The sequence below is a fragment of the Streptomyces sp. NPDC050263 genome (assembly GCF_040655955.1).
Classification (GTDB): Bacteria; Actinomycetota; Actinomycetes; order Streptomycetales; family Streptomycetaceae; genus Streptomyces.
Genome location: NZ_JBFAKW010000035.1, coordinates 43,782 through 62,846 on the forward strand (window position 1 = coordinate 43,782; position 19,065 = coordinate 62,846).

The following is a 19,065-nucleotide window of genomic DNA, read 5'->3' on the forward strand; positions in this document are numbered from 1 at the left end:
CTGCCCCGCCGGGTGGGGGGGGCGCCCCGGCCCGCCGGCGACGGGGGGGGGGGCGGCGGCCGGGCCACCCCGGGGCGGGCGGGGGGGGGCCCGCGCGCGTGCCCGCAGCCGCCGTTGCCGCTCAGACCTCGGGCACCTGCTCGTCGTCCAGGGCGAACACCGCGCCCGTCAGCGCCTCCCGCTCGCAGTCGTTGCCGAAGGTGTGCTGGTAGTCGACCGGACGTCCGTTCCACCGCCCCTGCGCCCGGACGGTCACCGGGGCGTACAGGAGCGGGCAGACGCGGCTGCCGTCCCCGGTGAGGGCGCCGACGTCGCCGTCGGCCTTCGTCAGGACGTCGCAGGCCTCGGCGGCGCGGGCGTGGCCCTGGGGCGGGTCGCACATCAGGAGGGTGCCGCGGCTGTCGCTGGAGCGGGCGTCGCCGCGGACGACGGTGAGTTGGAGCCAGTTGCCGGGGAAGGCGTCGTGGGAGGCCGCCAGGGCCGGGGCGGCGCCGGTGGCGAGGAGGAGGGCGGCCGCGGCCGACAGGGTGCGCCGGACGGCTTTCGCCGAGCGGAGATCGTTGAGGAAGTGCGTCATTCCCGGTGCATCGGCACGGCGGGCTGGGTACCCCAGTCCGACTCACCCGAACGGGCCCGGGCGGGCTCCGCGGGAGGCCGTCCGGCCAGCTCGAACGCGGCGAGCACGACCCGCGCCTGGTACTCCGCCTGGCGTGCGACGGGGATCCAGCGCGCCCCACAGTCGTCCTGGTAGCCGGCGCACCAGGCGTCGATGAGCCGGTCCAGCTCGGGCAGCGCGCCGCAGGGGTCGGCTCCGGCGGCGGTGACGAGCTGGTGCAGCAGGCCCGCCGTCCGGACGGCGATCCGGCGGCCGGCGATGCGCAGGGCGGTCAGATGGGCGGTGCTGAGCGGCGGGAGCAGACGGGCCGGGTCGGCGGTGTCGGGGTCCCAGGCGTCCGCGAGACCGGGGCAGACCAGTAAATAGTCGTCGACCGGGGCGAGCAGGCGGTCCGCGTCGGGGAGACCGGCGAGGCGGGGCCGCACCCGCGTGAGGATACGTTCCAGCAGCTCTGCGTCACGGCGCAGGGCATGGCTCACGGAGCGCAGCACCGCGTCCCGGTCGGCGGGCGGGGAGCCGTCCTCCACGGCGGCGACGCCCCACATGGGCGCCTCGACGACCGCGGTGACCGTGCCGTGCCGGTGCGGGTGGTACCAGGTCGACTCGACGGCGGCCTCGGTGATGGCGGCGGCCAGATCACCCGCGCGCGGGGGCGGGATCCGGTAGACGGCGGGCGCCAGGCGCGGCCAGTACAGGGCGTCGTAGGGCCCGAGTTCGCGGGGGATGCCGAGGCGGGCGGCGGCGTGGGCCACCCGCCGGGAGAGTCCGGGCAGGTCGCGGGTGAGTTCCACGAAGGCGCCGCCGACGTCGACGCCGTGCAGCGAGCACTGGAAGAAAGGTTTCAGTTCGTCCTGGAGACGGAGCAGCGCACGGGTCTCCGGCAGCGCCGCGGCGGCCGCGCCGTCGGGCAGCCATTCGGGCTGCTCCCGGAAGCCGGGCCGGAAGAAGTTCCGGAAGTAGCGGCCGAGGCTGTAGGGGCCGGACAGCCAGCCCTCGTTGCGGCGCAGGCCGTCCGGGTCCAGGCAGAGCAGCAGGTTCCAGGTGGCGTCGGCGCCCACGGTGAGCCGCGGGTCGGCGAGGACGCGTTCGGCCAACCGCAGGACGGTGGCGCCGCCGACGGGCTCGTTGGCGTGCGGTCCGGCGACGACGAGCGCCTGGCGGGCGCCCCGGCCGAGGGAGAGCAGCCACAGGGGCGTGCCCGCGCGGGAGACCCCGACGCGGCGCAGCCGGACGTCCCCGGAGCTGCGGACGGCGAGCGCGGCCGCGCGGGCCGCGAGTTCGTCCACGGTCGGGTAGCGGAGGAGCTGCGGCAGGGCACACCTCCACAAGGCGGGCGCCGTCGGTTCACTTGGCGTATCTGGTGTACGCACAGTGAGTCATGGGCCGGGGGTACGTCAACACCGCCGTACGCGCGAGGACTTGGCCGGGCAGGCCGTTCGCCCCGGACGGGTACCGGGTGCGGGTCACTCCACGGAGAGGCGGAACCCCATCCGGCCGAAGGCGACCTGGTCGCCTTCGCGAACCACGGCCGCGCCGATGACCCGGCGTCCGTTGACGGTCGTCCCGTTGGTGGAGCCGAGGTCGCGCAGCACCCACATGCCGCCGTGGCGGCTGAGTTCGGCGTGCACCCGAGAGACGCTCTCATGGGTCAGCCTGAGGCCGCTCGCGGGGTCGCGGCCGATGCGCAACGCGTGCGCGGTGCCCGGGTGCGGCAGCAGCAGCTTGGGCAGCCGCTCGGCCTGCCAGGCCCTGCGCAGCCGGACGGTGAAGCCGGAGACCGCCTCGACGGTGCCGAGGACGACCCGCGAGAAGCGGTTCTCCTTGGGCAGGTCGGCGGTGAGGACGGCGAGCTCGTCGGAGCGGCGGGCGGCGAGCGCGAGCTCCATGCGCCGGATGAACGTGTCGTGCGACAGGCGCCCCATGGCGACGCCGTCCCGCAACACCTTCAGCGCGTGGTCGCGCTCCGCGTCCGACAACCGCGCGGGATACGTGTTGAACTCGAAAGACGACGTCACGCTCGTGATTGTCGGTCAGTGAACCCCGGGTGTCCAGAAGACGGGAAAACGCCCGCCCACGCGCGCGTGCGCCAATGGGAGTGTTCCGAACACGGATTGATCTCGTGTGGAGCACGATGGACGGGACGGGCTACATCACGGTGAACAGACGAAGGGGAACCGTCCGTGCAGTTCGAGGTGTGGGCACCGCAGGCCGAACGTGTGACGCTCCGGTGCGGCGACGCAGCGCGCGCGTTGGAACGCGATCCGGAGCGGGCGGGGTGGTGGACCGGCGAGGCGGAGGCCGCGGACGGCACCCGGTACGGCTTCGCGGTGGACGACGGCCCCGTCCGGCCCGATCCCCGCTCGCGCCGCCAGCCGGACGGGCCCGAGGGCCTGAGCGCGGTCGTCGACCAAGGCCGCTACGCCTGGCGTGCGCAGTGGTCCGGACGCCCGCTGCCGGGGGCCGTCCTGTACGAGCTGCACGTGGGCACGTACACCCCCGAGGGCACGCTGGACGCGGCCGCCGAGCGGCTCGGACACCTCGCCGAACTGGGCGTCACGCACGTGGAGTTGATGCCGCTGTGCGCGTTCCCCGGCCGGCACGGCTGGGGGTACGACGGGGTGTCGCCGTGGGCGGTGCACGAGCCGTACGGCGGTCCCGAGGCGCTGAAGCGGTTCGTCGACCGGGCCCACGAACTCGGTCTGGGCGTGGTCCTGGACGTGGTGCACAACCACCTGGGCCCGTCCGGCAACCATCTGCCCGCGTTCGGCCCGTACTTCACCGAGACGCACCACACGCCGTGGGGGGCGGCCGTCAACCTGGACGCGCCCGGCTCGGACGAGGTGCGCGCGTACCTGGTGGGCAGCGCGCTGGCCTGGCTGCGCGACTACCGGCTCGACGGACTGCGGCTGGACGCGGTGCACGCGCTGGCCGACACGCGCGCGCGCCACTTCCTTGAGGAGCTGTCGACAGCCGTGGACGCCCTCGCCGCGGAGACGGGCCGGCGGCTGTTCCTGATCGCCGAGTCCGACCTGAACGACCCGCGGCTGATCACGCCCCGCCGGGAGGGCGGCCTGGGCCTGCACGCGCAGTGGAACGACGACTTCCACCACGCTCTGCACACCGCGCTCACTGGCGAGTCCCAGGGCTACTACGCCGACTTCGCGCGCGACCCGTTCGCCGCGCTGGCCAAGACCCTCACCGGCGGCTTCTTCCACGACGGCACGTACTCCGGGTTCCGCGGCCGGCGCCACGGCCGCCCGCTGGACCGCGCCCGCGTCCCCGCGCACCGCCTCCTCGGCTACGGCCAGACCCACGACCAGATCGGCAACCGCGCGCGGGGCGACCGCCTCTCGGCGTCCCTCTCCCCCGGTCTGCTGGCGTGCGCGGCCGCGCTGACACTGACCGCCCCGTTCACGCCGATGCTGTTCATGGGCGAGGAGTGGGCGGCGGGCACGCCCTGGCAGTACTTCACCGACCACACCGACCCGGAGCTCGCCGAGGCCGTGCGGCGGGGCAGGCGGGCGGAGTTCGCGGCGCACGGCTGGGCCGAGGAGGACGTCCCCGACCCGCAGGACCCGGCGACGCGCGAGCGCTCCTGCCTGGACTGGTCCGAGCCGCGGCGCGAGCCGCACGCGCGCGTGCTGGCCTGGTACCGCGAGCTGATCGCGCTGCGGCACACGACGGCGGACCTCACCGATCCCGACCTGGCGGACATCAAGGTCGCCCATGACGCGCAGGCCCGCTGGCTGGCGTTCCGGCGGGGCGACGTCCGGGTGGCCGTCAACCTCGGCAAGGAGCCGGCCGCGATCCCGCTGGGCCCGCGCCCGGCCCGCGTACTGGCCGCGTGGGAGCCGGTGACGGTACCGGGTCCGGACGGACTGCTGCACCTGCCCGGGGAGGCGTGCGTGGTGCTGGAGCAGGAGTGAGGCAGGCTAGGGGGCTTCTGATGGATCTCCGTGGGAGAAGGAGCGGCGTTCGGTGCGTGCTCTCGGTGTGCCGGGCGAGAGTGCGTGCCGAACGCCGCGACGCCGCGGAGATCCATCAGAAGCCCCCTAGCCCTCCTCGTCCGTCCCGTCCGCCCCGCTCTCGCCGTCCTCGCGCAGCTCCGTCACCCGCTCCAGCAGGATCGCCTCCCAGGCCCGTCGCAGCCGGGTGCGGGGGAGCGAGAGGGCTTCGGGGTCCTGTCGGCCCGCAGCGGGGCGCTTGAGGTGTTCCGCGAGGCGGACGACGGTGTCGCAGCGGGCCAGCCACAGGCCGCGCAGACAGGGGCGGGCGCCGTAGCCCGCGAGCGTGGCGGCGCGGACGGCGGCCCCGGCGCCCACGGCGAGGGCGAGCCCGGCGATGTCCTCGGCGGGGTCCCCGAGGACCGTGTCGGTCCAGTTCAGGACACCGCGCACCCGGCCGTCGACGCTCACCAGGAGATGCTCGCCGCGCAGGGCGTGATGGACGAGGACGGCGGTGGCGGGCTGGGCGGCGAGCTGCGCCGCGCCGAGCGGGGTGAGCTGGTGCAGGCGGGCCGGGTCGAACTCGTCGGCGCGGGCCAGGCGTTCGGCGGCGGCCACGGCCATCCGGCGCAGCGCCTCCAGGGAGCGCGGGGCGGCGCGCGGCACACCGAGCGCCTCGGCCTGCCGGGGCGGCACCTCGCGCAGCCCGCGGAGCAGTCCGGCGAGGTCGGCCTCGCCGACGGCCGACACGTCGTGCTCCTCGGCCGTGCCGCCGGGCAGCTTGGTGTCGAGCGTGTAGGCCAGCCCGGGGGACCACTCGCCGTGCGCGACGCTGACCGGCACGGCGACCGGGACGTGCGGGCGGACGAGGTCGCGCAGCCGCAGCTCGCGGCGGCGGCGCAGGGTCGCCTCCGCGTCGGGGGCCAGGCGCAGCACATGGCGGGCGCCGACCCACCAGGTGAAGGGGGCGCCGCCCTCGGCGACGGGCCGCACCTCCGGTCCGGAGCCGCTCTCGCCGCCCCCTTCCAGGAGCGCACGGACCAGTCGGCGGACGGTGTCCGGGGTGGGTGTCGGTGCCTGGGTCATGGTCGCGCCGCTGCCGTTCGGGTGGGTGCCGGGACTCCTGGTGGGGGTGGGTCAGTCCACTATGACCAGTTCGCGGGTGGTGTCGTTGAGCCGGCGGCCGCCGTCCTCGGTGACGGTGACGATGTCCTCGATGCGCACCCCGAACCGGCCGGGCAGGTACACGCCCGGCTCGACGGAGAAGCACATGCCGGGCACCAGGGGCCGCTCCTCGCCCTCGATCATGTAGGGCGGCTCGTGGGTGGTGACGCCGATGCCGTGACCGGTGCGGTGGATGAAGCGGTCGCCGTAGCCGGCGTCGGCGATGACCGCGCGGGCGGCCCGGTCGACCTCCTGGCAGGCGACGCCGGGCCGCACCGCCCTGAAGCCCGCCTCCTGGGCCTCCCGCACCAGGTCGTGCACCCGGCGCTCCTCGTCGGTGGGCTCGCCGACATGGACGGTGCGGGAGGTGTCGGACCCGTAGCCGTCCTTGAGGCCGCCGAAGTCGAGGACGACCATGTCGCCGCGCTCGATGACCCGGTCGCCGACCTCGTGGTGCGGATCGGCGCCGTTCGGCCCGGAGGCGACGATGGTGAAGTCGACCTGGGAGTGCCCGAAGCGGCGCAGCAGCGCGGCGAGGTCGGCGCCGACCTCCGTCTCCCTGCGCCCGGCGAAGGGAACCTTCCGGATCTCCTCGAACGTTGCGTCTGCGGCCGCTCCCGCGGCCGCCATCAGCTCCAGCTCCGCCGCGTCCTTGACCGCCCGCAGCATGGGCAGGGCCTCGGTGAGGGAGGCGTAGGAGGTGGCGGGCAGGGCCTTCTGCAGGCCCAGCAGGTGCATCGCCCAGGCGTTGTCGCTGATCCCGAACCGGCCGTCCGTCCCGAGGAGGGCGGCGGTGACCGCGTAGGGGTCCTTGCCGTCGGTCCAGTCCCGCAGGGTGAGCGCCGGGGCGCCGGCCGCCTTCGCGGCGTCGGGGGCCTCCAGGGTCGGCACCACGAGGACGGCGTCCCGGCCGGGGGCGAGGACGAGCAGGGTGAGCCGTTCGGTGGCCGCGGTGGGCGCGTAGCCGGTGAGCCAGACGAGGTCGGGTCCGGGCGCCACGAGCAGTCCGGCGAGTCCGGCGTCGGCGGCCTCGCGCGCGGCCCGCTCCATGCGGGCCCGGTAGTCGTCGGCGGTGAACGGCGCGGCGGCGGTGCCGGTCATCCGGGCCTCCCGGGAAGGACGTGGCGACGGGTGTGACGGACGTGGTGACACTGACGTGACGACCACGGGCAGCATCCTGCCCGTCCGGCGGGGGTCGCGCGAGCCGGTCGACGAGGGTTTCGGCACGTTTTCCGGCCGGGTCGGCCTTTCCTTGGTGCGAACCGTGCCGGGAGGGCGGGGCGAGGACGGGGCCTTCGGGTCGGCGGGGTGCGGTTCGGCGGGGTGCGGCGGCGGCTCGCCCGCCCCAGGACGGCCCGCGGGCCGCTCTCAGGTGACGACGCCCGGGATCACCGTCAACTGCTGGTATCCGCCGCTTCGGTGACGCAACGTCAGCTCGATCTCCTCCCCGGGCTGCGCCTCGTCGACCGCCCGCGCGAGGTCCGTCGCCGAGTCGATCCTGGCGCCGCCGAACACGAGCAGGACGTCGCCGCGGACCAGGCCCGCCGCATAGCCGGGGCCGGGCACGTGGACGGCGACGATCTCGGCGCCCGCCTTCTCCGCGTCCACGGCCTCCAGGCCGAGCGTGGCCTCGGCGGGACGCGAGGACGCGGCGGACGCTTCGGACCGCCCGGAGGACCCTGACGACCCGGACGACCCGGACGACTTCGGCGGCGCGAACGGGTTCGACGGGCCCGGGGCGGACGCGATGCCCAGCGCGCCCTGGGAGCCCTGCCCGCCCTGCCCGCCCTGCCCGCCCTGCCCGCCCGATGAGCCGGGTGCGCCCTGCGCCGCCGCCTGCCGCTGCAACTCGGCCAGCCTGCTCATGCCGATCACGGTCGCCCCCAGGGTGCCGAGTCCGACGCCGGACAGGACCAGGACGGTGCCGGCGAACAGGCCGAGCAGCAGGGTCGTCAGCCGTCGGCCGCGGCGGCGCACGGCGTGCGGACGCCGGCTCTGGCCGGCCGGCCTGGCGCCGCCGCCGGGCTCCTGACCCGGCATGGGCTTGGGACGCAACGCTGTCTGTTCCATGGATCGCCTCCGGCTGGTGCTCTACCCGGCGCTCCGGCGGGCCACTGACCACGAACGAGTGAGACTGCCCCAGGGGCAGGAGCGGTACGGCCGACCCGTCGCGTGTCTCACGCGCGCGTGGACAACACCTCCACCAGAGTCCGCGCGGCGCCCGACAGCGCCCCGGCGTACACGAGCTCGACCCGCTGCACGATCCGCGGCTCGGTGACCGGGACGGCGACCGTGCCGGGGACGCCCGCGGCCGCCGAGCGGGGCAGCAGGGTCAGGCCGTGGCCGGCCGCGGCCAGGGCGGTCAGCATGCGGACGTCGGCGCCCTCGTAGCGCAGGGCGGGGCGGAAGCCGTGGCCGCCGCCCGCCGCCCGCAGCTGGGACAGCGGCAGCCCGGCGTCGGGGGCGTCCAGCCAGCGCGCGTCGGCGAGGTCGCCGAGGCGCAGGCCGCCGCGCCGGGCCAGCGGGTGGCTCATGGGCAGCAGGACGGCGACCGGCTCCTCGCCGACGCCGCGCGTGGTCAGCGGCGCCACGTCGGGCAGCCGCAGCGGGTCGCTGGGCGCGGCCAGACCGTCCACGAGGCCCAGCTCGGCCGCGCCCTCGGCGACTGCGGCGGGCACCTCGTCGCGGCCGAGCACGCGCAGCGTCACGCCGGCCGGCGGGAGCGCGGCGAGGGCGGCGAGGCCGAGCGCGGTCGGTGTGGTGGCCAGCGTCAGCCCGTGCGGGGGCGCCGAGGCGATCCGGACGACGTCCGCGCGGGCCGCGTCCAGGCGCAGGAGCAGCGGTCCGGCGTGCTCGAGGAGCCGTTCGCCGGCCGTGGTGGGGGCGACGGGACGGCGGGTGAGCAGGGCTGCGCCGAGATCCTGTTCGAGGGTCGCGATGTGCTGGGAGACGGCGGACTGGGTGTAGCCGAGTTCCCGGGCGGCCTCGGAGAAGGAGGCCAGGCGGGCGACGGTGACGTAGGTGCGCAGGAGGTGCGGGTCCATGCGACCAGGGTCCCAGGCCTGCATCAGCGTTGCTTATGGAGGGTGCAGCAATCATCGTTGGACGTGAAGTGGCGGGCGCGCCCAGGATGAGGGACATGACCGACACCGCAGCCCAGATCGCGCGGATCGCCCTGGTCGGCGACCGCTCCCCGAACGTCGTCTCGCACACCCGCATCCCACGGCTGATGGACGCCCTCACAGCTCGGGACCGGCTGGTCCTGGACGCCTATTGGATCCCCTCCGAGGAGGCGGAGGCCGAGGGCGCGGTGCGCGGCTTCGACGCGGTGTGGGTGGTGCCGGGCAGCCCGTACCGGAGCGAGGCGGGCGTGCTGTCCGCGATCCGCACGGCGCGCGAGGAGGGCATCCCGTTCCTCGGCACCTGCGGCGGCTTCCAGCACGCGCTGCTGGAGTACGCCCGCAACGTCTGCGGGCTGTCGCGGGCGGCGCACGCCGAGACCGATCCCGACGCGGACGACCTGCTCATCGAGCCGCTGGCCTGTTCCCTCGTGGGCCACGAGGGTGTGGTGACGCTGGAGCCGGGCTCGCTCGCCCAGTCCGTGATCGGCTCGGAGCGCACGGTCGAGCGCTACTTCTGCGCCTACGGCCCCTCCCGTCATCTGGACACCCTGCGCGCCCACGGGCTGCGCTTCTCCGGCCATGACGAGGACGGCCATGTCCGCATCGCCGAGCTCCCGGGCCATCCCTTCTTCCTGGCCTCCCTCTTCCAGCCGGAGCTGTCCGGCGACGGCTCACGCCCCCACGCGATCGTGCGGGCGCTGGCGCGCGCCGCGGTCGGACACGCCACCCGCCGCAGCGCTCCGGGGGATCTATCTCGTGTATGAGAGTGCGGACGCCGACAGGTGGGGCGCGGGCGCGGCCGGCGCGACGTCCGGCAGGAAGCCGTGGGTGCGGCGGGCCAGGTGAGCGGACTTGTAGCGGTCGACCTCGCGATGCCAGTGCAGGATTCCCGCCAGCCAGTTCTGAAGGTCGGCGACGTAGTGCCCCATCGCCTCGCGCGCCTCGGGCGAGAGGTCGAAGTCGTCGTAGACGACCGGCAGTTCGTGCGCGATGACATGCTCGAACTGCTGCATGCGCTGGGTCATCAGGTCGTGGACGACACGAAGCGCGGTCGGGTAGTCGCAGCCGAAGAAGTTCTGCACGACGAGGATCGCGTTGTGCATCTCTCCCTCGTACTCGATCTCCTTCTGGTACGAGAAGACGTCGTTGGTGAGGCACGCGTAGTCGATCGCGGCGTTCTCCAGCGCCTGGACGGGTCCGGTGCGGTACACCTCGGGCGGGATGGCGGGCCCCTGGCCCATCCGGCACATGCTCAGCGTGAGGTCGGAGCCGAAGGTGGCACGGCGCATCTCCAGGTAGTCGATCGGGTCGGGGACGCGGTTCTGGAGCTGGTTGGACAGCTCCCACACCCAGCTCTCGGTCATGACGTCCACCGCGTCGCGCAGGGTGCGCCGCTGGTCGGGGGTCATGTCGGCGGTGGTGCGCCCCCAGAGGTCGATCAGGCCGCGTTCCATGGCGTTGGCCGGGACGACGGGCGCCGCCTCGCCGTCGACGGGCATACAGGCCGACAGCCGGGCCGTGGTGACACGGGCCGCCGCGAGGTCGCGCCGCCCGCCGAAGACCAGCGGGTAGTAGTCGTCGCCGTAGGTGCCCCAGGCGAGCCACTGGGCGCTGAGGTCGAGGGCCTCCGAGGTGGCGTCCGGGTCGAGGCCGGCCGAGCACAGGGCTAGGTCGTGGGCGGCGAGTTTGTCCTCGTCCCAGACGCCCTCCTCCAGGATGCCCATCCGGTGCGTCCACGCGGTGAGGCGCGGGCGGGACGCCTCCAGGTGCGGGCAGAGCTCGACCTGGTACGGCATGTGGAAGTCGGGCAGCAGGGACGGGCCGACCTTCTGGAAGGGCACGTGCGTGTAAGCGCGCAGGCGTTCGGCGGCCGCCGAGGCGAGCAGCGCGCCCACGTCGGCGGCGGAGGTGCCGGGACCGGTCAGCTTCTGCCAGGGCGCGTCGAGGGCGACGCCCTTGTTCATGTAGCGGCTGGAGCGCATGTGCCATTCGTGACCGCCGGACTGCCAGTCCTGGAGACCCTTGGCGTACGCGGCGACGGCGAGGACCTCGTCGGGCCGCAGGCCCTTCTCCAGGGCGAGCGCGGGCACTTCGGTGAACGCGGTGTGCTCGAACTGGTGGAGGCGGGAGGTGAGGATGTCGTTGACGGTGTCGGCGGCCTCCTGGGTGGTGCAGCCGAAGAACGTCTCCAGGACGAGCACGCCGTTGCTGTTCTCCCCCTCGTCCTCGACCTCGCGCTGGTAGGAGAACAGGTCGTTGCGCAGGTGAACGGCGTCGGAGAAGGTCTCCATCAGCACCCTGAGCGGCCTCGACCCGGCGACGGCGGCCGGGACCTCTGCGGTCGCGTACTCCACGAGCCCCGCCGACCAGGGCGCGCCGCCGACCTTGCGGCGCATCTCGATGTACTCGACCGGGTTGGCGATCCGCCCCTCGTGGATGTTGGACAGCTCCCACATCGACTCGTTGAGCAGATGCTCCGTCGCGACGGCGAAACGCCGGCGCCAGTCCTGCGACATGTCCGGCACGGTGCGCGCCCACAGGTCCCGCAGACCCGCCTCGACCGGGTTCTGCGGCTCCGGCACGGGGGTCGACAGGTCCAGGGGCATGAACAGCGGGAGCCGGTCCAGGTGGGCCTTGCCCGCGGCACGGTCCGGGGTGCGTTTGAACATGTCGAGGAAGTGGTCGTCGAAGAAGAACACCCACACGTACCAGTCGGTGATCAGCGACAGCGCGCGGCCGTCGCAGTCGGGGTGGGTGTAGGCGCAGAGCAGGCCGTAGTCGTGCGCCTCCAGGTCGGCCTGCTCCCAGATCCCGGACCCCTCCAGCATGCCCATGTCGCGCGCCCACTGCGTCGAGTGGAGACGCGCCTGCTCGACATGCGGGTTCAGCCGCGCCGGATACGGCATGTAGAAGTGCGGGAGTTCGAACGGTTGAGTCATGGCCGGGGCCCTACCCGGCGGCGCAGACCGCCATCCGCGGGGCGGCACATGATCACACCATCGCGTGAATCGTCGGAGAACGGTGAACCGTACGGGAGTCGGCGCGTCCGTCAGCGTGTCCCCCGGACCACCTGCCCGATCTTCGTGCGCAGCGCCGTGAACTCGGGCAGGCCCCGGGTGGTGAGCTGGTCGCGTTCGTCCGGGAGTTCGACCGGCACGTCGAGGACGATCCGGGAGCCGGGCCCCGGGGACAGGACGACGACGCGGTCGCCGACGTAGACGCTCTCGGCACCAGGACGTCCATCATGTGCGGGCGACTCGGACGCCCTCGGCGAGGACACGGACGTCGAGGGTGCCCTTCTCGTCGACCTGCAGGAAGGTGACGTAGTTCGCGCTCGCGATCACGTCGACCTGCCCCTTGGCCAGGGCGGGCAGCGCCTGGACGGACTGCTGGACGGACATGATGCGCACATCCAGCCCCTCTTTCTCGAACAGCCCGCGGTCCCGGGCGAGATAGAGGGCAGCCGCGTCGGTCAACGGCAGAGCCGCCACGGTAACCGTTTGCCGCCCGTCGGCCTGCGACGCGGAGCCACCGTCGTCGCCACAGCCCGCGAGGGCCGGCACGAGGACGACCGTAGCCGCCGCGAGCCTGCTCGTTCCCGTCCGCAACCGATGTAACGCCATACCGGCATGACTACCAGGATTTTGACATGATCACTACATGTCGATAGGTCGATTCGTCGTTCTTCGGAGAATGCGCGACAGCGTTTTCAGCGAGTCGGCCGGGCGCGCCCGGGAGTCGGCCGCGCCCGGCGCCTCACTCCCGCACCTGGATCAGCGCGTGCGTTCCGCCGGTACGCCAGCGCTGCCCCTCGGCGGCGACCAGGGCGGCCTCCGTGTCGGCGTCCAGGCCGGTGATCACGTCGGACTTCAGCGTGCGCAGCGCCGCGACCGGACCGGGGAAGTAAGCGGTGACGTCCGCGAAGGAGGTCGTCGGGGCCCAGCGGCTGTCGCCCACCAGACGACGGTAGTTGAGGTCGCCCTTCACGATCGTCAGGGCGGCCGACGAGAACTCGGCCCGCAGGTCGTCCGGCATCTCGGCGTACGGCAGCGGAGCGGCGGAGAAGGGGTGGGCGCGGACCGTGAGGGAGCCGTCGGCCATTGCCGCCCAGAGTCGGCGGCCGTAGTCCGCGGCCGCGCCTCGCGCGCTCGTCAGTTTCCGCATCGCGTCCACGACATCGGCCGTCGTGGCGTCGGAGACGTAGTACGGATACGGCTTGACGTGCAGGACGATCCGGCCGCACCGCCCCTGCGCGAGGAGGTGGGCGGCCAACAGGAGGTCGGGGATCAGCTCGCGGCCGGCGTTGTCGGCGACGAGGCAGAGGGTGCTTGTTTCGCGACCGGCAGGGAGAGTTGGTCCTGTCGCGGTGACCGTGTCCCCATCCGGCAGCAGGGCCCACAACCTCTCGCTGTCGTCGGCGACGAGCCCCGGTACGGCGGCGCGCTGCTCGGCCTCGGCGTCGGACAGCCGGAAGCCGAGGTCGGCGCGGTTGCCCCAGAGGGAGCCGTGCAACAGAGCGTGGTCCCGCTCGCCGACCGGGCGGTGCTCCAGGGTGTCGAGTACGGCCAGTTCCTCGTCGGTCTCGGGTGCGTCGAGCTCGGCGAGCTTGAAGGGGCGGAAGGGGTCGATTCCCTGCCAGGGGCCGGGCCCGAAGTAGCCGACCGCGTAGAGGAGTCGGCGGTAGAAGTAACCCTCCGACCACAGCCACGGCACATCGAACCAGGAACGGCCGGCGTATGCGTCGAGGCCCCAGGCCCGCCACCGGTCCCGGTCATGCGCGTCGGCGGGAAGCGGCTCGATCACGCCCTTGACGCAGCCGGCCAGCAGCGCGTCCAGGCGCTCGTGGATGTCGGGACCGTAGGGGAAGGCGTCCCGCACCTGCTCGATGATCGCCGGATGCCGTTCGGCCAGGACGCTGTGGGGGAACGAGCCGGGCTCGTTGCCGAGGATCACGGGCGGGGCGGGGGCGCGGTGCATGCGGCTCACCGTATCGCGGGGGCGTGCGAGGAACGCCGCTCACGCTTCGGGCGGGTCACGCAGGCCGCGCGTCCCGCCCTCCGTGTGTGGTCGCCGCTCACACGGCGGCCACTATCTCCCGCTCCAGCCGCGCCGCGAGGCTCATATAGCGCGGTCGGCGCGGTACCGGTACGAGGCCGCGGATGAGGACCTGCCACATCTCGGCCGTCCGACGGGGCAGCCGACCGGCGGGTTCGCGGGTGCGCCCGACGACACGGGTGCCGACGACGAAACAGACCAGGGAGTGGGCCACGGCGTCGACGTCGACGTCCGAGTGGATGTCGGACTCCTTGACCGCGCCGCCGAGGCGCCGGGAGATCAGGTCCAGCAACTCCACGAAGGGATGCGGCAGGGGCGGCCGGACGGCCACTCCCCCGGTGGCGAGCCGCAGGCCGGCCCGGGCGATCGGGCCCTCGACCGACAGCCGCGCCAGACCGAACGTCAGGCGGATCAGGGCTTCGAGGGACGCGCAGCCACGGTCGTCGATCTCGCCCGCCACCCGGCGGGCGGCCTGGGACTGCAACTCCATGATGGCGTGGGCCAGATCCTCCTTCGCCGCGAAGTGGAAATAGAGCGCGCCCTTGGTGACACGGGCGTGCGCGACGATGTCACTGAGGCTTGTCGACTCATAGCCGTGCCGATCGAACAAGTCGGCGGCGGCCGTGATGATCGTCGTACGGGTCTGTTCGGCGCGTAACTGCCTCGCCATCGACTGATACTCTCCCGGGCCGGTAAAGAACGGGTCATGCCGTTTTTTCTTACTCCCCGTACACAATAGCTCACCGTACGGCGGTATCGGCCAGGTACGTGAATACCGCCGAGCGCCGCCGACTCCCCCTGCACTCCCCCGACTTGCCCGTCGACGACGGGACCGTCGGGGCACAGCCTCCCACAGGACCGGGTACCCGGGCAGGGTCGCGGGGACGATCAAAAGAGACGGGGTGCGCGGTTTCTGAGGCTGTTTCCGAAGAGCGAGGCACTGGAAAGGTCGGGCTACACGTGTCACGGTGCGCCTCGGATCCCCTCGGCACACGAAGAACCGTCTGTTTCCGGTCCAGGTCGGAGCGCAAGGCGACCGGTTGGCTTTCCATGGAACCAGAAGACGGCCGTCCGGCGGCGCTCCCTCGGTCAACTCTCCCTTGTTTAAAGGAACTTGCTCAACGAAGGCAGACGTGAGGGCGGGCCGGTCGGTGTGAATGCACACCGACCGGCCCGCCCGTTCGTCGCACGCGGCGACCGAAAGAGTCCGCTCAGAAGGTCAACTTCCAGCTGTTGAGCCTGCCCGTGTCCTGCGCGACCGTGTCCTGGACCCGCAGCTTCCAGGTGCCGTTGGCCGTCTCGCTGGAGGCGTTCACCGAGTAGGTGGTGCTGACGTTGTCCGCGGAGTCCGAGGAGCTGGCCGCCTTCAGCCGGTAAGCGGTTCCATCGGGGGCGACGAGGTCGATCACCAGGTCACCGCGGTAGGTGTGGGTGATGTCGACGCCGACCTGAAGGGTGGACGGGGCGTTGCCCGTGCGGCCGCTGACGGCGATCGAGGACTCGATCGCGGAACCGTTGTCCGGGATCGAGACCGCGGTCGTGTTGGAGTAGGTGGCGCCCCCCGTGGAGCCGCCGGAGCCGCTCACCGCCTGCACCGTCTTGGCCGCGTCCGCCAGACCCGCGCCGCAGCCGCCGGAGCAGGCGCCGGGCAGGGCACGGGCGTTGTTCTTGATGGCCGTCTCGATCTGCGCCGGGGTCAGCGTGGAGTTCGCCGACTTCATCAGCGCGACCAGGCCCGCGATGTGCGGGGTGGCCATGCTGGTCCCCTGGTAGTAGGCGTACGACTCGCTCGACGCCGTCTTGGCTCCGGAGTTGAGCGTGGACAGGATGCCGTTCGCGGTACCGGTGCTGGTCTGGCCGCCGGGTGCCGAGATGTCCACGAGAGAGCCGTAGTTGGAGTAGGACGCCTTCGCGCCGGTGCGGTTGGTCGCCGCCACCGAGATGACGTTGTTGCAGTTGCCCGGCGAGTGGTTGGCGACGTTGTCGCTCTCGTTGCCGGCGGCCACGACGACGGTCGTACCGCGGTTCACGGCGGCGGTGATCGCGCTCTGGGTCGCCGAGGTGCACGCCCCGTCGCCGCCCAGGCTCATGTTGATGACCTTGGCGACGTTGGAGTTGGCGGGAACGCCGGAAACCGTGCCGCCGGACGCCCAGGTGATGGCGTCGATGATGTCGGAGTCGTAACCGCCGCACTTGCCGAGCACCCGGACCGGGGAGATCTTCGCGCCGTACGCGATGCCCGCGACGCCCTTGCCGTTGTTCGTGACCGCGGCGATGGTGCCGGCCACGTGGGTGCCGTGCCAGGAGGAGTTGCTGGCCGCAATGCCGGAGCCGCACTCGTTGGCGTTGTACCAGTCGCCCGGGTCGGCCGGGTTGCTGTCGCGGCCGTCGCCGTCGACGGAGACCGTGGTGTCGCCGATGAAGTCGTAACCGCCCACGATGTTCGCGGCGAGGTCGGTGTGCGCGACGTAACCGGTGTCGATGACGGCGACCGTGACGCCGGTGCCGGTCGAGGTGGTCCAGGCGCCCGGCACGTTCATGCCGGCAGTGGACTCGAAGAGGTCCCACTGCTTGGCGTACTCGGTGTCGTTGGGGTCGGCCTTCGGCTTGTTCAGCCGGTCCGGGACCACGTAGGCGACCTGCGGGTCGGCCTGGTACCGAGCGACGACGTCGGCGACGTCCGCCTTGGTGAGGTCGTCGCCCAGGTCGACCAGGGCGGCGCCGGTGCCGAGACGGCGCTGGAAGTCGACGTCCTCGCCGGTCTCCTTGCCCTTGGCGGCGGCGTCGGCCTCGGCGGCCGAGTTCGAGCCGGCCTCGGCGGTACCGGACTTGTAGCCGACGATGAGGCGCTCGGCAGGGGTGCCGGGCGCGGCCTCGGTCTGGGCGGCAGGGACGGCGGAACCCTGGGAAACGGTTTCCTGGGCGGCGGCGACGGAGGCGGTCGACGCGGCGGTGAGCAGGGCGGCGGAGACCGCGGCGGCGGATATCAGCTTCCGTCTCAAGGCGGGTGAGGTGCGCAAGGGCGTGCCTTTCGTGGCCGACTCCGGACAGTGCGGAGCAGCGGTCGATTCGCTTCGGCGTCGAAGCGGCGGGGGGTGAATCGAAGAGCAGCGCTGAAGGCCGGCCAGACGCGGGCGCCGACCCCGTCGGGGTTACCTGTGGGTCGGCTGTGCTGGAACGATAGGCAAAGGATCAGTCATACGGATACAGGGGAAACCCTCGATCCAGCCAAAAACCCACCCTTGGCGAGCGTGATCGGTCAGCGATCGCCCGTTTTGGACCGGTGGCGTGCGGCAGAGACGGCGAACCGGGGCGTGGTGAACGCGCCGGGCCGGGTTCCCGTACTGACAGCAGACCGTTCCCGCGCCGGCCGAGGAGACGTCCCCGATGCCCCGCACGACCGCACATCGCACCGCAGCCCTGGCGGCCGCCGCCGTGAGCCCGCTCCTGCTGGCCCTGTGGGCCGCCGCACCGGCCCAGGCGCACGGCGCCCCGACGGATCCGACCAGCCGCGTGTACGCCTGCTCCCCCGAGGGCGGCGCCGCCGCCGAGTCCGCCGCCTGCCGGGCGGCCGTCGACGCCAACGGCACGTCCTTCGCCGCCTGGGACAACCTGCGGGTCGCGAACGTGAACGGCCGCGACCGGCAGACCGTCCCCGACGGAGAGTTGTGCAGCGGCGGCCTGGCCGCCTACAAGGGACTCGACCTCGCCCGCGCCGACTGGCCGTCGACCCGGCTGACCCCGGGCGGGACCCTGAAGATGACGTACGCGTCGACGATCCCGCACACCGGCACGTTCAAGCTGTATCTGACGAAACCGGGATACGACCCGTCGGAACCGCTTACCTGGGCCGATCTGCCGGAACGTCCGTTCGCCCAGATCAAGGACCCGGCGCTGACCGACGGCGCCTACCACCTCACGGCGAAACTTCCGGCCGACCGGACGGGACGTCAGCTGCTGTACACGATCTGGCAGAACAGCAGCACGCCCGACACGTACTACTCGTGCTCGGACGTGGTGTTCCCGGAAGCGGTTTCGGAAAGCAAGCCGGAAGGCGGGGCGGAGAGCACGCCGACGACGAAGGCACCTGTTTCGGCCACGTCCAAGGCGTCCACGAGCCCGACGCCGACCTCGGCGTCCGGCAGCGCGTCGGCTTCGGCGGCCTCGGGCGACGCACCCGCGCAGGCTGCCGCGGCCACACCCGAGAGCACCCCGGTGGCGTCCGCCACCGGGGAAGGCTCGGGGCCGTCCGCGCCCATGCTGGCGGGCGGCGCCGCGGCGGTGTTGGTGCTCACCGGCGGCGCCGCCCTGGTCGTGCGCCTGCGTCGGCGCTGAGCTGTCGGCGTTGGACTCCGCTCCTGCGGAGCCCGGTTGCCCACAGGAAGGGGCGCCTCGGGATCCACAGGGCACTCAGCTGTCCGTACGGCTCAGCCGTCCGTACGCAGATCGGCCGTGCGGACGGTGATCAGTTGACCGTGACGGCCGCGCCGGCGTCGGTCACCGGGGCGTACTTCGCGGTGAAGTAGCCGGCCGCGGGGCAGAGGGTCGAACCGGACGACCTGGTGAACGCCTGATTGGCGAAGGCGATGCTGTTGTCGGTGTTGCTCGCCGTGCCGACCAGACCGCTGGGCGCCTGGTAGACGCAGGTGACGCTGCCCAGCAGGGTGCGCAGCACGACCGTGGTCTGGACGGCGGAACCACTCGGCGCGGTGACGGTGACCGTGCCGTCCGAGGCCACGGTGGTGGCCCACGGCAGGTTGTTGACGGTGATGCTGGTGACACCGGTGACGCCGAGGACGTTCGAGGTGCAGTTGCTGAAGGTCTGCGCGGTGAGCGACTCGGTGGCGGTGCCGGGCGCGGTGGGGTTGTCGGTGACCGTGGCGGTGAACCCGGACGTGGCGCAGGAGATGCCGCTGGTGCCGGTCGCGCTGTTGTACAGCGTTGCGGTGGTACCGCTGGCCAGGGAGGCGTTGAGGACGTCACCGACGGCGACGTCGCCGTTGGCGGTCGTCAGTACCGCGCCGGCCGCGGAGGCCGGGCTGACGGCCGTGAGGGAGAGGGCGGCGACGGTGCCGGCGAGGGCGAGGAGGGTGCGGGGGCGGGTGCGCATGTGGTGCCTCTTTCTCAAGTGGGTCTTGCTCAGGGGGAGTTGAGATCTCAGGGG

General features: G+C 72.9%; 17 protein-coding genes. 3 read left to right on the forward strand and 14 right to left on the reverse strand.

The annotated features are described in order from the left end of the window. Positions 1–121: 121 nt before the first annotated feature. The 3 genes from AB0J04_RS18295 to AB0J04_RS18305 form a co-directional block, all read right to left on the reverse strand. Positions 122–577: an SSI family serine proteinase inhibitor gene (locus AB0J04_RS18295; protein ID WP_363169486.1), complete on the reverse strand. Its 456-nt coding sequence runs from the start codon at positions 575–577 to the stop codon at positions 122–124. After that, complete coding sequence (locus AB0J04_RS18300; RefSeq protein ID WP_363169487.1) at positions 574–1,944, reverse strand: M14 family zinc carboxypeptidase; 1,371 nt, start codon at positions 1,942–1,944, stop codon at positions 574–576. The genes AB0J04_RS18295 and AB0J04_RS18300 overlap by 4 nt, the downstream gene beginning before the upstream one ends. A 135-nt stretch (positions 1,945–2,079) precedes the next feature. Beyond that, positions 2,080–2,631 carry a DUF1707 and FHA domain-containing protein gene (locus AB0J04_RS18305; protein ID WP_363169488.1) on the reverse strand — a complete coding sequence of 184 codons (552 nt, stop codon included), beginning with the start codon at positions 2,629–2,631 and terminating at the stop codon, positions 2,080–2,082. A 165-nt stretch (positions 2,632–2,796) separates the two neighbouring features. Between AB0J04_RS18305 and treZ the strand changes: the two genes are divergently transcribed. Further along, positions 2,797–4,542 carry a malto-oligosyltrehalose trehalohydrolase gene (gene treZ / locus AB0J04_RS18310; protein WP_363169489.1) on the forward strand — a complete coding sequence of 582 codons (1,746 nt, stop codon included), beginning with the start codon at positions 2,797–2,799 and terminating at the stop codon, positions 4,540–4,542. 126 nt (positions 4,543–4,668) lie between these two features. On the opposite strand, the gene AB0J04_RS18315 is transcribed toward treZ, so the two are convergent. From AB0J04_RS18315 to AB0J04_RS18330, 4 genes are all read right to left on the reverse strand, one after another. Next, positions 4,669–5,646, reverse strand: a complete 978-nt coding sequence (locus AB0J04_RS18315; RefSeq protein WP_363169491.1) for an aminoglycoside phosphotransferase family protein — start codon at positions 5,644–5,646, stop codon at positions 4,669–4,671. Between the two features lie 51 nt (positions 5,647–5,697). After that, a complete protein-coding gene (locus AB0J04_RS18320) occupies positions 5,698–6,825 on the reverse strand; it encodes an aminopeptidase P family protein (protein ID WP_363169493.1) in 1,128 nt (375 codons plus the stop codon). Positions 6,826–7,092: 267 nt separating this feature from the next. After that, positions 7,093–7,794, reverse strand: a complete 702-nt coding sequence (locus AB0J04_RS18325) for a PDZ domain-containing protein (RefSeq protein WP_363169494.1) — start codon at positions 7,792–7,794, stop codon at positions 7,093–7,095. Between the two features lie 107 nt (positions 7,795–7,901). Then, entirely contained in the window at positions 7,902–8,768 is an 867-nt protein-coding gene (locus tag AB0J04_RS18330) for a LysR family transcriptional regulator (RefSeq protein ID WP_363169495.1), read from the reverse strand. Positions 8,769–8,863: 95 nt separating this feature from the next. Between AB0J04_RS18330 and AB0J04_RS18335 the strand changes: the two genes are divergently transcribed. Next, positions 8,864–9,610 (forward strand): hypothetical protein, encoded by a 747-nt coding sequence (locus AB0J04_RS18335; protein ID WP_363169496.1) that lies wholly within the window; start codon positions 8,864–8,866, stop codon positions 9,608–9,610. Here AB0J04_RS18335 and cyc2 read toward each other — a convergent pair. The 6 genes from cyc2 to AB0J04_RS18365 form a co-directional block, all read right to left on the reverse strand. Further along, a complete protein-coding gene (gene cyc2 / locus AB0J04_RS18340; protein WP_363169497.1) occupies positions 9,596–11,785 on the reverse strand; it encodes a germacradienol/geosmin synthase Cyc2 in 2,190 nt (729 codons plus the stop codon). The two genes, AB0J04_RS18335 and cyc2, sit on opposite strands and share 15 nt — an antisense overlap. 110 nt (positions 11,786–11,895) lie before the next feature. Beyond that, on the reverse strand, positions 11,896–12,126 hold the full coding sequence (locus AB0J04_RS18345; RefSeq protein WP_363169498.1) for a hypothetical protein: 231 nt from the start codon (positions 12,124–12,126) through the stop codon (positions 11,896–11,898). Next, positions 12,089–12,409 (reverse strand): ABC transporter substrate-binding protein, encoded by a 321-nt coding sequence (locus AB0J04_RS18350; RefSeq protein ID WP_363169499.1) that lies wholly within the window; start codon positions 12,407–12,409, stop codon positions 12,089–12,091. Before AB0J04_RS18350 ends, AB0J04_RS18345 begins: the two co-directional genes overlap by 38 nt. A 193-nt stretch (positions 12,410–12,602) precedes the next feature. After that, positions 12,603–13,823, reverse strand: a complete 1,221-nt coding sequence (locus AB0J04_RS18355) for a damage-control phosphatase ARMT1 family protein (protein WP_363169500.1) — start codon at positions 13,821–13,823, stop codon at positions 12,603–12,605. Positions 13,824–13,920: 97 nt separating this feature from the next. Next, positions 13,921–14,571, reverse strand: a complete 651-nt coding sequence (locus AB0J04_RS18360; RefSeq protein WP_363169501.1) for a ScbR family autoregulator-binding transcription factor — start codon at positions 14,569–14,571, stop codon at positions 13,921–13,923. Between the two features lie 541 nt (positions 14,572–15,112). Next, on the reverse strand, positions 15,113–16,921 hold the full coding sequence (locus AB0J04_RS18365; protein ID WP_363169502.1) for a S8 family serine peptidase: 1,809 nt from the start codon (positions 16,919–16,921) through the stop codon (positions 15,113–15,115). A 367-nt stretch (positions 16,922–17,288) separates the two neighbouring features. Here AB0J04_RS18365 and AB0J04_RS18370 point away from each other — a divergent pair, with 367 nt between their 5' ends. Continuing rightward, positions 17,289–18,236, forward strand: coding sequence for a lytic polysaccharide monooxygenase (locus tag AB0J04_RS18370; protein WP_363169503.1), 948 nt, complete (start codon positions 17,289–17,291; stop codon positions 18,234–18,236). 130 nt (positions 18,237–18,366) lie between these two features. Here AB0J04_RS18370 and AB0J04_RS18375 read toward each other — a convergent pair whose 3' ends face one another. Next, positions 18,367–19,011 carry a Tat pathway signal sequence domain protein gene (locus tag AB0J04_RS18375; RefSeq protein ID WP_363169504.1) on the reverse strand — a complete coding sequence of 215 codons (645 nt, stop codon included), beginning with the start codon at positions 19,009–19,011 and terminating at the stop codon, positions 18,367–18,369. Positions 19,012–19,065: the final 54 nt, after the last annotated feature.

Coding starts and splice junctions, on each gene's coding strand:
- AB0J04_RS18295 (WP_363169486.1), bottom strand. CDS start 577: ATGACGCACTTCCTCAACGATCTCCGCTCGGCGAAAGCCGTCCGGCGC.
- AB0J04_RS18315 (WP_363169491.1), bottom strand. CDS start 5,646: ATGACCCAGGCACCGACACCCACCCCGGACACCGTCCGCCGACTGGTC.
- AB0J04_RS18320 (WP_363169493.1), bottom strand. CDS start 6,825: ATGACCGGCACCGCCGCCGCGCCGTTCACCGCCGACGACTACCGGGCC.
- AB0J04_RS18325 (WP_363169494.1), bottom strand. CDS start 7,794: ATGGAACAGACAGCGTTGCGTCCCAAGCCCATGCCGGGTCAGGAGCCC.
- AB0J04_RS18330 (WP_363169495.1), bottom strand. CDS start 8,768: ATGGACCCGCACCTCCTGCGCACCTACGTCACCGTCGCCCGCCTGGCC.
- AB0J04_RS18335 (WP_363169496.1), top strand. CDS start 8,864: ATGACCGACACCGCAGCCCAGATCGCGCGGATCGCCCTGGTCGGCGAC.
- cyc2 (WP_363169497.1), bottom strand. CDS start 11,785: ATGACTCAACCGTTCGAACTCCCGCACTTCTACATGCCGTATCCGGCG.
- AB0J04_RS18355 (WP_363169500.1), bottom strand. CDS start 13,823: ATGCACCGCGCCCCCGCCCCGCCCGTGATCCTCGGCAACGAGCCCGGC.
- AB0J04_RS18360 (WP_363169501.1), bottom strand. CDS start 14,571: ATGGCGAGGCAGTTACGCGCCGAACAGACCCGTACGACGATCATCACG.
- AB0J04_RS18370 (WP_363169503.1), top strand. CDS start 17,289: ATGCCCCGCACGACCGCACATCGCACCGCAGCCCTGGCGGCCGCCGCC.
- AB0J04_RS18375 (WP_363169504.1), bottom strand. CDS start 19,011: ATGCGCACCCGCCCCCGCACCCTCCTCGCCCTCGCCGGCACCGTCGCC.